This is a genomic window from Wolbachia endosymbiont of Ostrinia scapulalis, assembly GCF_023559145.1.
Classification (GTDB): Bacteria; Pseudomonadota; Alphaproteobacteria; order Rickettsiales; family Anaplasmataceae; genus Wolbachia.
In genome coordinates, this window is the sequence record NZ_CP096926.1 from 109,198 (window position 1) to 122,721 (window position 13,524).

Here is a 13,524-nt window from a genome sequence, read left to right on the forward strand (position 1 = left end):
TTACTTCACTATAGCTTTTCCATATAACTCATCTATTACATTAGTGAAGTATTCCAGGTCTCTATATCCTTCATGTTTGATTTTACCATTCCCTACGTATGATTTGTCATCGTTAAGCTTGATGATGAATACAGGAGTAGCTGTGATATCAAGTTTATTAATTGCAAGTGATTTATCATTTATAATTTTGTCCATCATCTTTCTATCATTAATGCATTGGTTAAATACATCTTGCTTCAAATTGCTTAGTGCAGCAATTTTTTGTAGTATAGTTAAATCACTAAAATTATAGTAGTTCCACGAGTCTATTGCATTAAACACAGCTTTGTTAAAATTAAAATAGTCTTCTTCTTTTTCATAGCAATAACTTAGCATTGCAGCTTTTAATCCTCTGTAATCTAGAGGAAAATGACGGAATATGTATAACATCTTACCTGTATCTATGTACTTCTCTTTGATTTTAGGAAAAACTTTCTTATGAAAAAGAGAACAATGATAACAAGTGAGCGAGGCGTATTCTATCATTAAAATTGGTGCTTTTCGATCTCCTAATAATTTATCATCAGGCAATAGGGACAGTAGTTCTTTTGGTGTTATTTCATCAGTTTTTTGAGTGTTGGGTAAGTTTTGTTCAATAGCTGCATAAGAACTAACACTTATAAAAATAAGTAAGAACAATAATCTAAAAATCATTACAATGGAAATACTGAACTTATTAAAAAATTTATGCATTTATACAAACAATGTCAAGATAACTTTTACTCAGCAAGGCTTTCTAGTCTGTCTTTGAATGCAGTAATTATTTTATTTTGTGCATATTTATACACCGAGTTTAATAAAGTAGAAAATAAATTGGATTTAAACTCAAACTCTATATAGAACTCTACCATAGTTTTATTTTTGCTCATAGGAGTGAATTTCCATTCGTTGTATAAATGTTTAAATATTCCATTTGAGGACACAGCTTTTATCCAACTTTCATTTATTCCATTTGGAGCAAGGTAGGTCACTTCTGATGTATAACTTCCTTTAATGCCATGAAAAGCTGCAAGGAGATCCACAATCATCTGGCTATCAGTTTTTTCTTTTATATAAACAGCTTTGCACCAAGGAACAAAATCAGGATACTTCTCAACGTCAATTACAACTTGAAACACCCTATGAGATGAACAGAAAAAAACACCTTGTTCTTTATATTGGTTTAACATAAACCTGAATAATAAAAATGGGATCCATATCTACCGTCAGTCTTAGTAGATTCCTGAGACCTAAAGTTAAGGTGGGTATCACATACTAATTTCAATGAAATTAACAGAGGCAATCCCCTTGATCAGAGATTATCGCTCGGGAAATTTAACTTAACTCATAACGTATAGCACAGACCCCTATTAATTATAGATTATTTATATAGAGTATGTCTATAGGTATGTTAGAGCTAGCGACTATTATTTTGCCTTTGTTAAATTTTGCATTTTAAGTATCATAGCTAATAAATATATCTTATGAATGTTATTAAGCTCTTAACCATTTTTATTTTAATATCCTCAAGTGCTTACGCGAGTTGTATAGGTCACAAAACTTTTGTGCTTGCCATGAAGCAGCAAATAGACAACACGTCTATGAAAGGAAACAGAAAAAATCTAGAACATATACATGAAGAACTTCAGAAGATCATTCAGAATAATGTTAACCTCAAAGAAATATCTCGATTTGTAATAGGGAAATATTGGAATTTATCTACTCAGAAAGAAAAAGAAGAGTTTCTAAAAGAATATGAAGTATATCTCGCGCGTTTGTGCGCTAAAATTTTGTATAAATACATAAATAATAGTGAAATGATCATAATGAGTACAAAAGCAGTTGACGATGAAACTTGTCTGATAGGAACAAGATTTTCTTATGGTGATGAGGAATTTACAAATATTGACTTTAAAGTTACTAAAAGTGACAGTTCTTTCTTAATAAACGATGTTGTAATGAGTGGAATAAGTATTGCTATTAATCAACGTTCTCAATTTAGTGAAAAGATCGATACGAATGGCATGGCAAGTGTAATAGATGAATTAAAATGTAACAATAATTTATGATATACATGCCTCATTGGCCTAAGCCGATTGGCAGTAGGCCAAAGGATTTTTCTCTTGATCGCATAAAAAGCTTTCTAAATAAATTGGGTAATCCCGAGAAAAAAATACCGCCAATAATTCACATAGCTGGCACTAATGGCAAAGGATCAACGCTATCGTTTATAAGATATATAATGCAAGCAGCAGGGTATAAAGTTCATACGTACACCTCTCCACATTTAGTGAATTTTAATGAGAGAATAGTTGTTGCAGGCACTGATGTCGATGATAGTGAATTACACAACTCACTGGAAGAATGCCGTATAGCAGTTGCGGAACAACCTATCACTCTATTTGAGGCCACAACAATTGCAGCTTTCTTAGCTTTTGCTCGTCATAAAGCGGATATTACTTTAGTTGAGGTGGGTATGGGTGGAAGGCTTGATGCAACAAATGTTATAGATAATCCGATCCTAACGATCATCACTTCCATTGCACTTGACCATACAGAATATCTTGGTCCTACCGTAGAAACCATAGCAGGTGAAAAGGCTGGAATAATGAAACCTAATGTTCCTTGCGTAATAGCACCACAAGAAAAATCTATAATGAACACATTAGAACATCATGCAATAAATAAGAAATCTCCTCTGTATAGAGGAGGACTTGAATGGAATTGCGAAAAACAGAATAACAGGATGGTCTTTCAATCGACTATTCAATCAATAGAATTTTCTTTGCCATCTTTAAAAGGAGATCATCAAATAATCAATGCAGGAAACGCAATTGCAGCATGTAGCATTTTGAGTGGGAAGTATGGATTTAATATTGGAGAAGAGGACATTGCTTCAGGTTTACAGAGCACTTATTGGCCTGCGCGGCTAGAGTCTATAAAAGAAGGTAATTTAATTTCTTTATTACCAAAAGATTGGCAATTATTTCTAGATGGCGCGCACAACAATGATGGTGCCAGAGTGTTAGCTAAGTGGGTAAGAGACAATTTTACTGAAGGTGTCTATATGATCTTTGGTGTTACTCGTAACAGAAACGTCGCAGAGTTCTTAGAGCACTTAAAGCCATACATCAAACTACTATGCGCAGTTTGTGTTAAATCTGAACCTAAAGCAACAAGTACAGATTTAATTAGAGAAGGAGCTCATAATATAGGAATCAATGCTATCGAATGTGAATCAATTAGTGATGCAATATCAAATTACATATTGAAAGCCTCTATTCAAAACGTCAAAACCATACTAATTTGTGGCTCGTTATTTTTAGCCAGAGATTTGAGTATGGAGAATAATCAACCTACTTGATGAGCCGAGACGTTAAAAGCACCATCAGGATTTACAATGCTGCTTGGCTTTTTGGTTGATGCTCCTATAGGTACATTTTGTTCATCACCTATTCCTTCAGTTTTTACAAGATTTACAACTTTTCTCTCGTAGATTTCACTTGCTAAGTGTAGTAATAAACTACAACCTAGTAATGCAGCAAATCCGATGAGTATTTTACTGTTTAAGCAACTAGATTGGTACTGTAACACCAAACCTGCTACTAATAAAATAGGAGGAAGATAATTTGAAATTTGGGAAGTAAGAATTAGATATTTAAATGCTTTACTTTTGGATATCTCATCTCTTAGCTCTTCTTGATCTAAATTTTCACCTTGTTCCCGTTGAGGATTTTGCAAATCCACAGCTTTTTTAAATAAAGAAGATATCAAATAAACAGATAAGAAAAAAGTTGTAACAGATGTTATTAGAGTCGCACTAAACAAAATGCCAGGTGCATCAGTAAAATTAGCAGCCTTATATAGCTTAAACCCCAAGTAAATATACGACACTAATGACGAGATGAGCAGTAGGATATTTACCCGAGTAAAAACAGCATAATACTCTGCACGCTTATCATTCTGACCTTGCTGAATTGATTGTAAATACCTTTTCAATTCCTCAGGAATGATTAATCCCTGATTCTTTCCACTTAGTGGTTTAATATATTGCAAAAGTGCTGCTTTATTTCTGTTAAGGGCCTGTATTTTTCATCGCTACCTCCTGGTTTATCTGGGTGACACTTTATTGATAACCTTCTATAATTTTTTGCTATTATGTTAGATATTTCTAAGAAGTTACAACCTTCTACTTCTTGTACTTGAATGCCTATCTCTTTAAATAGACTTTCATTATAATCATATTCTCTTTTTCTTAACTTATATCCCATATCTCCACCTAATAAATTAACTAACTATTAATACTTTATAATATATAAATTTCCAAATCATGTCAATTATTTCATTCATGCTTATTGTATGAATTATTTCTTTCACGACTACCATGACAAGTGTATGAAAGTTATTATTTAGTGCATAATAGTGCTTCAATGTTTAGGTTACAGTTTTCATTGGTCATTTGAGTAACTCAAATCCGATTAATGCCAGTTCTATCTATCTTGTCACTTAAGTAGCCTCTATTTCAGCACAGGAATCTACTTTATAGTGATGTCATTCAAGTATCTGACATTGATTCCTTTATGATGCTGTCATCCCAGTGCTAGACACTGGGATCTAGTTAAATTTACGAGTATAAAAGTAATGTTAAAATACAATGTTTCCGATGATTATGAAAAAGCTGGATTCCAGCGTCACGCGCTGGAATGACACCTTTTTTAAATTACTTTAGCAATAAATATTAAGAAATTTACCAAGCAAAAAAAAAGACAAAAGAACCCCCGTATAGCAAGTTTTAATAATGTAAATTGATAATGTGCTAACAAGCGCGATTTGGCTGAATGTAGAAAAATAAAAAAAGCCGCTATAATTTTATGTAATTTGCCAATAAATATCTGAGTTTTTTACTGAATTTTGTCGTTGAGCCCAAAAACAAGGATAAATACTCTTACTTTCATAGTAAGGGGGATGGCGTAATTTGTCAAGTTAAATAAGCTAACTTATTAACATGTAATAATGCAGGGAGCTATTGCAGATTGAATGTTCACTAGCTTTGAGGTTTTGGTTTCATCTATTTGCGGCTGACTAATCATAGTTCGAATGAAATTTGTTGCCATAAAGGTACAACCTAGAATAAAAAAAGCAACGGAAATAAAGGGGATAATAGGAAATTCAAGAGGTAATATAGATGTAATTCCTCCTATTAAAAATGAAACATTAGATGTAACGTCGAGGCAGATCTTCATTAATTTATCTTGCCAAGAGGTATCGAGTTGCTTATTAAGGCCACACTGCCTAAGATGATCAGTTAATGACCATATATTTAAAGCAAGCGAAAGTGCACTTAGCATAGTGCTGACAATAGTACAGTACAAGCTTAAGGAAGAAATATTTAGGGCTAATGCTGCTGTATACCCCATCAAAGAAGCAATAGATAGTGCAGTAACTAAGCGTTTTGAATAAGTTCGTACTTTCTTTCTGTAAACAAGACTCTCTTTCTCACAACCCATAAACTTAAGTATAGTAAATACGTTATATTGTATCATTAATTAACTCAAGAATCAATATAGAGTGCCCGAAAGAAGACTTGAACTTCCACAACTTGAAAAGTTACTAGCACCTGAAGCTAGCGCGTCTACCAATTCCGCCACCCGGGCTTTTTGTGATTTACTATGTTAAAATTAAACAATATACTTAAACAATTTTCAGCTCAAAGGTAATGCCAAATCTAGATCAAATATTTTTTGCTCAAAACAATGTTAATATTAATAACGTGTATAAAATAGTCAATAACGCTTTGAGCAACAGTGATGGTGGTGAGTTATTTTTAGAGTTTTGCCAATCAGAGTCTCTAGTTTTTGATGATAATGTATTGAAACACATGGATTTAAATACTAGAAGGGGGTTTAGTTTAAGGTCTTTTTGTGAAGATAGTACATCTTTTGTTTGTTCTTCTGAGATTAGCGAAAAAGAAATTAGTAACGCTGCTTCTATGGTAAAAAGTTCAGCATCTTTAAGCAAAACAAATTCAATAAACTTAAATGAGGAGACAAAAAGCCTGTACTCAACGATTAATCCCATAAATGAAATGGATCTGAACTCAAAAATTAAACTACTCAATGAGGTTAATGAGTATGTAAGGTCGAAGAATAACTGCGTGAAGCAGGTAAAAATAACTCTAAGTGGAGAATGGCAAGTTGTACAAATAATAAAAGATGATCACAGGTTAAGCGATATTAGGCCTTTGGTACGTTTTAATGTACTAGTCATCGTAGAGAAAAATGGCCGAGCTGAGAGAGGTTCTGCAGGGCACGGTGGAAGAGACTCTTATAGTAAATTTGTTTCTGAGAAGAAGTGGAAAGAAGTTGCAAACCAAGCGTTAGAGCAAGCGCTAGTAAATCTTGAGGCAATTCCAGCTCCGGCTGGAGAGATGACAGTTGTTTTAGGTTCAGGTTGGCCAGGAATATTATTGCATGAAGCTGTAGGTCATGGACTTGAAGGTGATTTTAACCGTAAAGGAATCTCGGCATTTTCAAATTCTATGGGTAAACAAGTGGCAGCCAGTAACATTACTGTAATTGATGATGGAACTCTACCTAATTTGCGTGGTTCTATTAGCATAGACGATGAGGGTACTTTACCTGGCTATAATGTGCTTATAGAAGATGGAATTCTAAAAGGATATATGCAAGATCATATGAACGCTAAACTTATGGGTGTAAATCCAACTGGTAATGGTAGAAGAGAAAGTTACAAAGAAGTTACTATGCCACGCATGACAAACACCTATATGTTGCCAGGAAAATATACACCAGAAGAAATAATATCCAGTGTAAAGAGAGGCCTATATGCAGTAAATTTTGGTGGTGGACAAGTTGATATAACATCAGGAAAATTTGTTTTCTCATCTTCGGAAGCTTACCTAATAAAAAATGGTAAAATTACACAACCAGTCAAAGGAGCAACGCTAATTGGTGATGGGCCAACAGTGCTAAAAAAAGTATCAATGATTGGTAATGATCTAAAGTTAGATCCTGGTGTTGGTACGTGCTCAAAAGACGGGCAAAATGTACCTGTTGGAGTTGGTCAGCCAACACTCAAGGTCGATGCAATAACTGTTGGTGGAACTGAATATGTAGATAAGGGCTAAGCGAACTCAGCTCATGCTGTACAATTGTACAAATATTGTAACCATTATTCAAGTAGCTCATATAGATGCAAAAACTACTTAACAAATTTCTCTGCCTTCCTTGCCATAACGTGTATAACAATCTCACAAAAAATAATATCATAGAATTCAATAGGTGGTCTTTCAAAATCCTTAAGGAAAGTAAAATACTGTTTAAATAGGCCGATATAGATGGTTTTACGATATAATAAAATTATTATAAACAAGAACTTATAAACTCTAGCAAATGAATTTGTGAGTTTAGTGGTGTTAGGAATACCTGGCTCTTTTATGTGGATTGACATTCTCAATAACCTGCTCTAGAGAGAGATTATATAATTTTGACAAGGTTCTTGGCATGTGATATTTTTCTCAAATATAGGGAATGGTATAAATGACTTTATATCTATATCCAGCTCTAGGGGAAGATCTTCAATGTTTACGTCCATCCCTGATAAAGGATATTCTATGTCCATGTGCAGCTTTGGGGGATAGTTCTACTTTGAAGATTTCTTTCACTTTTACTATTGCGACTCCCGATTCCACTGAAATCACTCTTTCCCTTAATTCATATTGATATGGTGACTCCATTTATTCCCTCACTTTCAACTTTTTCTTGCTTTACCATATCTCTTCCCCTCTTGTCTCTATCTTTATGTATTAAGCTATATAACTCAAAATCTTGATAAAATGCAGAAAAGTTTTTTTAATTTCAGCTCCATCCTCGAAGAGTTAGAAAATAACTTTAAGCAAGTTAGTCAGCATTTTTCTGACGCAAAGGAACAAGTTTTAAATTTAGCTATCAACTCTGAAGATTTGGCAGGCAAGTTTCTTAATTATCACCCGAATATGTGCATAGTATAAAATTAGCTTGATAGACTTCAAGAGCTTTGCCTATGAAGTCAGTGTGCTTCTTGAAATGGAATACACTTTTATTACTTTAATTATAAAAATCCGTTAAGCCTTCTTGCCAATTACTACAATATTTTCACTTGGAAAAAAGTAGTCAGGTATAGCCATGTTTTTTGGTGCAGGACCGCCAATTACTCGGCCTGATGTGTCATAATATGAACCGTGACAAGGGCAGAACCAACCGTTGCCGTCTTTTGTAGCGTGATCAACTGGTACACATCCAAGATGGGTGCATATTCCAATCATAATTAACCATTCATCTTTCCCTTTGTATACTCTTTTTTCATCTGATTCAGGATCTCTCAAATTTTCTGCATTTATGGCTCTTGCAGCCTCAATCTCTTGTTTTGTGCGCTTGCGGATAAATACTGGCTTACCTTGCCATTTTACCTTTTTTCCTTGTCCTTCTTGAATATCAGATAGATTAACCTCAACCGTAGACATCGCTAAAACCTCAGCAGAAGGACTCATAGACTTAACCAATGGCCAAAGACCGCTTGCAGCTCCTATACCTGCCATGGCACACGTAGTTAATGTGATAAAATCTCTTCTACTCTTATTTTTGGCAAAATCTTTAACAAGAGATGTTTTTTTATTCTTCTCATTCGTCAATGATTTTTTATTTTTAGTTAACTTCTTATCCATCAATCTCTACTTGAACATAGACATATATTTTAATTTAAATACTATAGATTAATCAATAGAAATTTGCACTATTTGCTTAACCTTTGCTATACAGTTAAGAAGAAACAGAGTTTTCAATTTCGGAAATACTATCTTCAGTGGAATCAGGATCCTCAATTTTCGCTACTGACACCACCTTTTCTCTACTCTCTGTTTTAAACAGAGTGACTCCTTGAGTGCTACGTCCTGCAATTCTGATATCATTTACTGAAATACGAATTAACTTTCCTTTATCTGTAATAAGCATGATATTATCACCCTGTTCAACTGGAAAGCTAGCAACAACATTACCGTTTCTATCGGTAGTAAGGATATTTGTAATACCAACACCACCTCTATTTGTTACCCTATACTCATACGCAGAAGTTCTTTTACCAAAGCCATTTTCGGTAATAGTTAATATAAACTCCTCATTCACTGCAAGTTTTAAGAATAATTTGTTATCTATTCCTAAACCATTCAAAGTCTTTTCCAATTTAGAATCAATGGAGTTATTAATCGCAGCCTCCAGTCTTTTTGCAAGTGGAACTTTTAAGTAAAGTTCTTTTGTTTCTGTTGCTACACCTATCCCATTTAATATGGTCATGGATATCATGCCGTCATTCTTTGCAAGTTTGATACCTCTTACGCCATCTGAATTGCGACTTTTAAATTGACGCACATCACTTACAACAAATCTGATACTTTTGCCGAATCTTGTTGAAAGAAAAACATGATCAATTTCATTGCATACTTTAACTGATATTAACTTATCTCCTTCATCGAGCTTGATTGCTATTTTTCCATTGCTTGGAATATAGTGAAAATCCGCTAAAGAATTGCGCCTTATGTTCCCATGAGCAGTAGCAAAAACTATGTTTTGATTTTCGTCATTTTCACTTGGTAATGGCATTATATTAGTTATAGTTTCACCATCGCTAAGCGGGAATATATTAACAAGTGCTCTTCCACGTGCAGTTGGCTCTGCAAAAGGTAACTTATAAACTTTTAATCTATAAACTTGGCCAATATTAGAAAAGAATAAAAGGCTAGTATGGGTATTCCCAACAAATAATTTTGTGGTTACATCCTCTTCTTTTAATCCTTGTCCTATCTTTCCTTTTCCACCACGACGCTGAGTTCTATAATGAGAAAGCTTCACACGCTTAATATAACCATTCATAGTTACGGTTATCACCATATCCTCTTGTGGAATTAGATCTTCAGCTTCAATGTCCGTATCTGATTCCTCTATTGAAGTTTTTCGCGGCACAGCAAATCTGTTCTTTATTTCTTGTAGATTGTTTTTTATTTCTTTCATCAACTTCTCTCCTGAGCCAAGAAAAGCGATATATTCTTTTATCAGGTTGATCATTGAACTTAGCTCAGCTTCTAATTTGTCTTTTTCAAGGCCTGTTAAACGTTGCAATTTCATGTCAAGAATAGCTTTCGTTTGCAGCTCAGTTAATCTATACACTCCGTCTTTCAAAAAGCTCATGCTGTCTGAGATTAATCCAATAATTGTGTTTATCTCAGCTGAAGTTTTCCATTCTTTATTTAAAAGTTCTCTACTTGCTTCCGCAGGATCTTTTGCACCACGGATGATTTTTATCACTTCATCTATGCTCAAGACCGCAATGTAGAGCCCTATATATATATGAGCTTTTTCCCTCGTTTTTCTTAGACGAAATTCTGTTCTCCTGATTAATACTTCTTTTCTAAAATCAACAAAAGCAGCTATGATTTCTTTTAATGACATCAAAGCAGGCCTGTTATTGTTGAGGACTAGAGTGTTAACACTAAAACTACTTCTTAGTGGAGTTAGTCCCAATATTTGATTAAGTATAAAACTTGCTTCAGCATTTCTTCTGAGGTCAATTACTACCCTAATACCAGACTTATCAGACTCATCCCTAATTTCTGTTATGCCATCAATTCTTTTTTCTTTTACAAGCTCACCTATCTTCTCAATTAATTTTACTTTATTTACCTGGTAAGGTATTTCATCAATCACTATTGCTTGCCTATCTTGTGGCAGGTCTTCCATGTGAGTCTTGCCTTGCACAACAATTGATCCACGACCCGTTGCAAATGCTGATCTTATTCCAGACCTTCCAAGAATCGTTCCCCCAGTTGGAAAATCCGGCCCTGGCATCACTTCAAGTAACTCATCCAAAGTAACTTCAGGATTATCTATATATAACATACAAGCATCTATTATTTCTCCAAGGTTGTGAGAAGGAATATTGGTTGCCATACCAACTGCAACACCGCTTGCACCATTTACCAATAGATTCGGAAATTCTGCAGGCAGTACAACAGGCTCTGTTTCATTTCCATCATAGTTTGGCCTAAAATCAACTGTATCTTCGTCAATATCATTTAGTAAAAAATGCGACACTCTGTGGAGCCTTGCTTCTGTATATCGCATTGAAGCTGGCGGATCTCCATCTATCGAACCAAAGTTACCTTGCCCATCAATCAGTGGTAAAAGAAGAGAAAAATCTTGAGCCATCCTGACCAAGGAGTCATAGATAGCCATGTCACCATGTGGGTGATATTTTCCCATTACATCCCCGACTATACGAGCTGCTTTTTTATACGGTTTACCGGCATCGAACCCAGCCCTCGACATTGCGTATAATATGCGCCTATGAACAGGTTTAAATCCATCTCGCACATCAGGTATAGCTCGACTTATGATCACACTCATTGCGTAGGAGAGATAAGAATCCTCTAGCTCTTTCACTATTGAAACTGATACTATGTTGTCTTGCATTTTCTATACTTTGATTGAAATAATTGTAATATTAATATTCAACTAGGCTAATGGGCAATGACAGACTTGAACTGCCGACCTCCTCGGTGTAAACGAGATGCTCTACCAGCTGAGCTAATTGCCCCTCTAGATATAATTCTATAGTTCAATGTTGTTGTTGTAAACAAAAATAGCGATACAAGCAACTCTTATGGAATCGCTGGGTGCTCACTATGGAGTTGTATAAATTTTAGTCTTGCTGCTACCTTGTATAAAGGTATTCTTTCACTTGCATTTTTTGACATGTTCAACAACTTTGAATAACATGCTGTGGCATTTTTAAAATCTGAGAGCTTATCTAGAATAACAGCTAAATTATAGGTATAAAAAATATTGTTTTGATCTAAAGACATTGCTGCTTTCATATATTCTTTAGCTTTTACGTAATCCCCTTTTTTCATATAGATCAAACCTAAATTTGCTGATAAAGGGGCGCTATTTCTGAGTGTATCATACAATTTCAACATTTCACTCAATGCTAAATTAGGATCATATTGTGAGATTATCGTCAGAAAATTCTTTAATACATAAGGGTTGCTAGGATATTCTTTTAACCATACGCGTCAAGTTAAGAGATTGTGAGCAAATTTAGAGAGGTTAAAGTGGATACTCTAGTTCTTCTACGTTTGTCTTTTAATGAAAATAGCGACCAAGTTATAGTGAGTTTTTTAAGAAATGCTTTTAAACTATTAATTTTGGTTAATACTAAAAATAACTCTCTAACCCGCCTTTTTAGCTCAATAAATGCCTTTGTTAAGCTAAGTTCTGTATTCTTTTTCACTTCTGTGCAACCAACTATGCCGTGAAATATAAGAATTGCGCACAATTTAGCATATAGTTCACATAATACTCTGCATGGCTTTCCTTTTAGCTTATCAAGCCTGATATGGCTTTTATACAATTTAAATAATAACTCAATTTGCCACCTTACTCTGTAAATCGTTAATACTTGCTCAGCACTAATTTTATTTTCTGGAACATTAGTTATAAATATTGACCAGTTCAACAATTTTTGATTTCTTTTAGAGGATGTATATCCCTGCGATCTTGCTAATCTATTAGCTTTCCTTCTTCTGGCCATAGACTGTTCTTCAGTTAGTTTCTGACATATAATTCTTACTCTAATTTTTGCTTCTTTTCCTAACAATACCTCGTTTTCTAAAAATAACTTATCCTCTAAACATTCTAATAACTCCATTTTTTGATTTGTTTCTACATCATATATGTTGGTATCAGATTTATAACGACTTATGAAATAAGCTCCTATTTCATTGATTTGTTTAAAAGAACTTGGCACAAAATAACCGAGATCAGATATTAGCAAATCATTGCTTAATATATTACTTAAATGTTTCCTATATCCCTGGTCTGATCTTACCCCCTCCGTTAAATTAAGTTGGTCTATTATCTGATTCATGTAGTCGAAAACTAATTGTAACTTTATTCCAGACTTAGTATTGCTTTCATAGCCACTGTAGCTAGTACCATAACCTTTATACATCTCTTCCATACTGTTAGGTAGAGTAATATAGCTACTGTCCAATAATTTAACACTATTAAATTGCTGTAAGATTTTGCAATCAACTTGCAAGATATTTTTAAAGAGAATCACAGATTCATTATACATCCTTTTCATAAATTCCACTGCTTCTTCAGTAAATCTAAAATCCAAACCTTGTTTTGTTATATCTATCGAGTCCTCGTTTAGTAATTGACACATTGTTTCTACGCTACAATTATCAACTCCTATATTACCCAAGACCATGGCTTTTACGAATGATGAACCTTTTAGCTTTCTCTTTCTTTTTATAAACCTTGTTGTAATTGAGATTTTCTCTGCTTTTTCATTAAAAAATTCTTTGAGCTTTTTTGATAAGCAAGTTATTTTATTCATTGGTTCTCTCACTAAAAGTATATCTGGGAGAACTTATACCTTATTATTCTATCT

12 protein-coding genes, 2 tRNA genes, 1 other RNA gene and 1 pseudogene are annotated in these 13,524 nt (G+C 34.1%); 3 read left to right on the forward strand and 13 right to left on the reverse strand.

Annotated elements, in window-relative coordinates:
• The 3 genes from M1L26_RS00560 to ssrS all read right to left on the reverse strand — a co-directional run bounded on the left by M1L26_RS00560 (position 1) and on the right by ssrS (position 1,387).
• Positions 1-732 carry a thioredoxin domain-containing protein gene (locus M1L26_RS00560; RefSeq protein WP_250120216.1) on the reverse strand — a complete coding sequence of 244 codons (732 nt, stop codon included), beginning with the start codon at positions 730-732 and terminating at the stop codon, positions 1-3.
• Between the two features lie 26 nt (positions 733-758).
• Entirely contained in the window at positions 759-1,208 is a 450-nt protein-coding gene (locus M1L26_RS00565) for a type II toxin-antitoxin system RatA family toxin (RefSeq protein ID WP_211907632.1), read from the reverse strand.
• A 17-nt stretch (positions 1,209-1,225) separates the two neighbouring features.
• Positions 1,226-1,387: non-coding RNA, 6S RNA (gene ssrS / locus M1L26_RS00570), on the reverse strand.
• 115 nt (positions 1,388-1,502) lie between these two features.
• Here ssrS and M1L26_RS00575 point away from each other — a divergent pair.
• A complete protein-coding gene (locus M1L26_RS00575) occupies positions 1,503-2,087 on the forward strand; it encodes an MlaC/ttg2D family ABC transporter substrate-binding protein (protein ID WP_250120217.1) in 585 nt (194 codons plus the stop codon).
• Positions 2,084-3,382: a bifunctional folylpolyglutamate synthase/dihydrofolate synthase gene (locus tag M1L26_RS00580; RefSeq protein ID WP_250120218.1), complete on the forward strand. Its 1,299-nt coding sequence runs from the start codon at positions 2,084-2,086 to the stop codon at positions 3,380-3,382. The genes M1L26_RS00575 and M1L26_RS00580 overlap by 4 nt, the downstream gene beginning before the upstream one ends.
• On the opposite strand, the gene M1L26_RS00585 is transcribed toward M1L26_RS00580, so the two are convergent.
• The 4 genes from M1L26_RS00585 to M1L26_RS00600 all read right to left on the reverse strand — a co-directional run bounded on the left by M1L26_RS00585 (position 3,370) and on the right by M1L26_RS00600 (position 5,672).
• Positions 3,370-4,074 (reverse strand): molecular chaperone DnaJ, encoded by a 705-nt coding sequence (locus M1L26_RS00585; RefSeq protein ID WP_250120219.1) that lies wholly within the window; start codon positions 4,072-4,074, stop codon positions 3,370-3,372. The genes M1L26_RS00580 and M1L26_RS00585 overlap by 13 nt on opposite strands.
• Entirely contained in the window at positions 4,053-4,289 is a 237-nt protein-coding gene (locus tag M1L26_RS00590; protein WP_250120220.1) for a hypothetical protein, read from the reverse strand. Before M1L26_RS00590 ends, M1L26_RS00585 begins: the two co-directional genes overlap by 22 nt.
• Before the next feature lie 729 nt (positions 4,290-5,018).
• Positions 5,019-5,525, reverse strand: coding sequence for a hypothetical protein (locus M1L26_RS00595; RefSeq protein WP_211908747.1), 507 nt, complete (start codon positions 5,523-5,525; stop codon positions 5,019-5,021).
• 62 nt (positions 5,526-5,587) lie between these two features.
• Positions 5,588-5,672, reverse strand: a tRNA-Leu gene (locus tag M1L26_RS00600).
• Between the two features lie 62 nt (positions 5,673-5,734).
• Between M1L26_RS00600 and tldD the strand changes: the two genes are divergently transcribed.
• Positions 5,735-7,165: a metalloprotease TldD gene (gene tldD, locus M1L26_RS00605; RefSeq protein WP_211907628.1), complete on the forward strand. Its 1,431-nt coding sequence runs from the start codon at positions 5,735-5,737 to the stop codon at positions 7,163-7,165.
• A gap of 450 nt (positions 7,166-7,615) precedes the next feature.
• Here the strand turns inward: tldD and M1L26_RS00610 are convergent, their stop codons facing one another.
• The 6 genes and pseudogenes from M1L26_RS00610 to M1L26_RS00635 all read right to left on the reverse strand — a co-directional run bounded on the left by M1L26_RS00610 (position 7,616) and on the right by M1L26_RS00635 (position 13,470).
• Positions 7,616-7,774 (reverse strand): hypothetical protein, encoded by a 159-nt coding sequence (locus tag M1L26_RS00610; protein WP_226079405.1) that lies wholly within the window; start codon positions 7,772-7,774, stop codon positions 7,616-7,618.
• Positions 7,775-8,140: 366 nt separating this feature from the next.
• Positions 8,141-8,740, reverse strand: coding sequence for a ubiquinol-cytochrome c reductase iron-sulfur subunit (petA, locus tag M1L26_RS00615; RefSeq protein WP_211907626.1), 600 nt, complete (start codon positions 8,738-8,740; stop codon positions 8,141-8,143).
• 94 nt (positions 8,741-8,834) lie between these two features.
• Positions 8,835-11,537, reverse strand: a complete 2,703-nt coding sequence (gene gyrA, locus M1L26_RS00620; protein WP_250120221.1) for a DNA topoisomerase (ATP-hydrolyzing) subunit A — start codon at positions 11,535-11,537, stop codon at positions 8,835-8,837.
• Between the two features lie 51 nt (positions 11,538-11,588).
• Positions 11,589-11,661, reverse strand: a tRNA-Val gene (locus M1L26_RS00625).
• 64 nt (positions 11,662-11,725) lie between these two features.
• Positions 11,726-12,130: pseudogene (locus M1L26_RS00630) on the reverse strand (tetratricopeptide repeat protein); the annotation flags it as partial.
• A gap of 14 nt (positions 12,131-12,144) precedes the next feature.
• On the reverse strand, positions 12,145-13,470 hold the full coding sequence (locus M1L26_RS00635) for an IS4 family transposase (RefSeq protein WP_250120059.1): 1,326 nt from the start codon (positions 13,468-13,470) through the stop codon (positions 12,145-12,147).
• Positions 13,471-13,524 lie beyond the last annotated feature (54 nt).

Excerpts from the sequence above, each read along its gene's own strand:
- M1L26_RS00560 (WP_250120216.1), bottom strand. The coding sequence starts at position 732 with ATGCATAAATTTTTTAATAAGTTCAGTATTTCCATTGTAATGATTTTT.
- M1L26_RS00565 (WP_211907632.1), bottom strand. The coding sequence starts at position 1,208 with ATGTTAAACCAATATAAAGAACAAGGTGTTTTTTTCTGTTCATCTCAT.
- M1L26_RS00575 (WP_250120217.1), top strand. The coding sequence starts at position 1,503 with ATGAATGTTATTAAGCTCTTAACCATTTTTATTTTAATATCCTCAAGT.
- M1L26_RS00580 (WP_250120218.1), top strand. The coding sequence starts at position 2,084 with ATGATATACATGCCTCATTGGCCTAAGCCGATTGGCAGTAGGCCAAAG.
- M1L26_RS00590 (WP_250120220.1), bottom strand. The coding sequence starts at position 4,289 with ATGGGATATAAGTTAAGAAAAAGAGAATATGATTATAATGAAAGTCTA.
- M1L26_RS00595 (WP_211908747.1), bottom strand. The coding sequence starts at position 5,525 with ATGGGTTGTGAGAAAGAGAGTCTTGTTTACAGAAAGAAAGTACGAACT.
- tldD (WP_211907628.1), top strand. The coding sequence starts at position 5,735 with ATGCCAAATCTAGATCAAATATTTTTTGCTCAAAACAATGTTAATATT.
- M1L26_RS00610 (WP_226079405.1), bottom strand. The coding sequence starts at position 7,774 with ATGGAGTCACCATATCAATATGAATTAAGGGAAAGAGTGATTTCAGTG.
- petA (WP_211907626.1), bottom strand. The coding sequence starts at position 8,740 with ATGGATAAGAAGTTAACTAAAAATAAAAAATCATTGACGAATGAGAAG.
- gyrA (WP_250120221.1), bottom strand. The coding sequence starts at position 11,537 with ATGCAAGACAACATAGTATCAGTTTCAATAGTGAAAGAGCTAGAGGAT.
- M1L26_RS00635 (WP_250120059.1), bottom strand. The coding sequence starts at position 13,470 with ATGAATAAAATAACTTGCTTATCAAAAAAGCTCAAAGAATTTTTTAAT.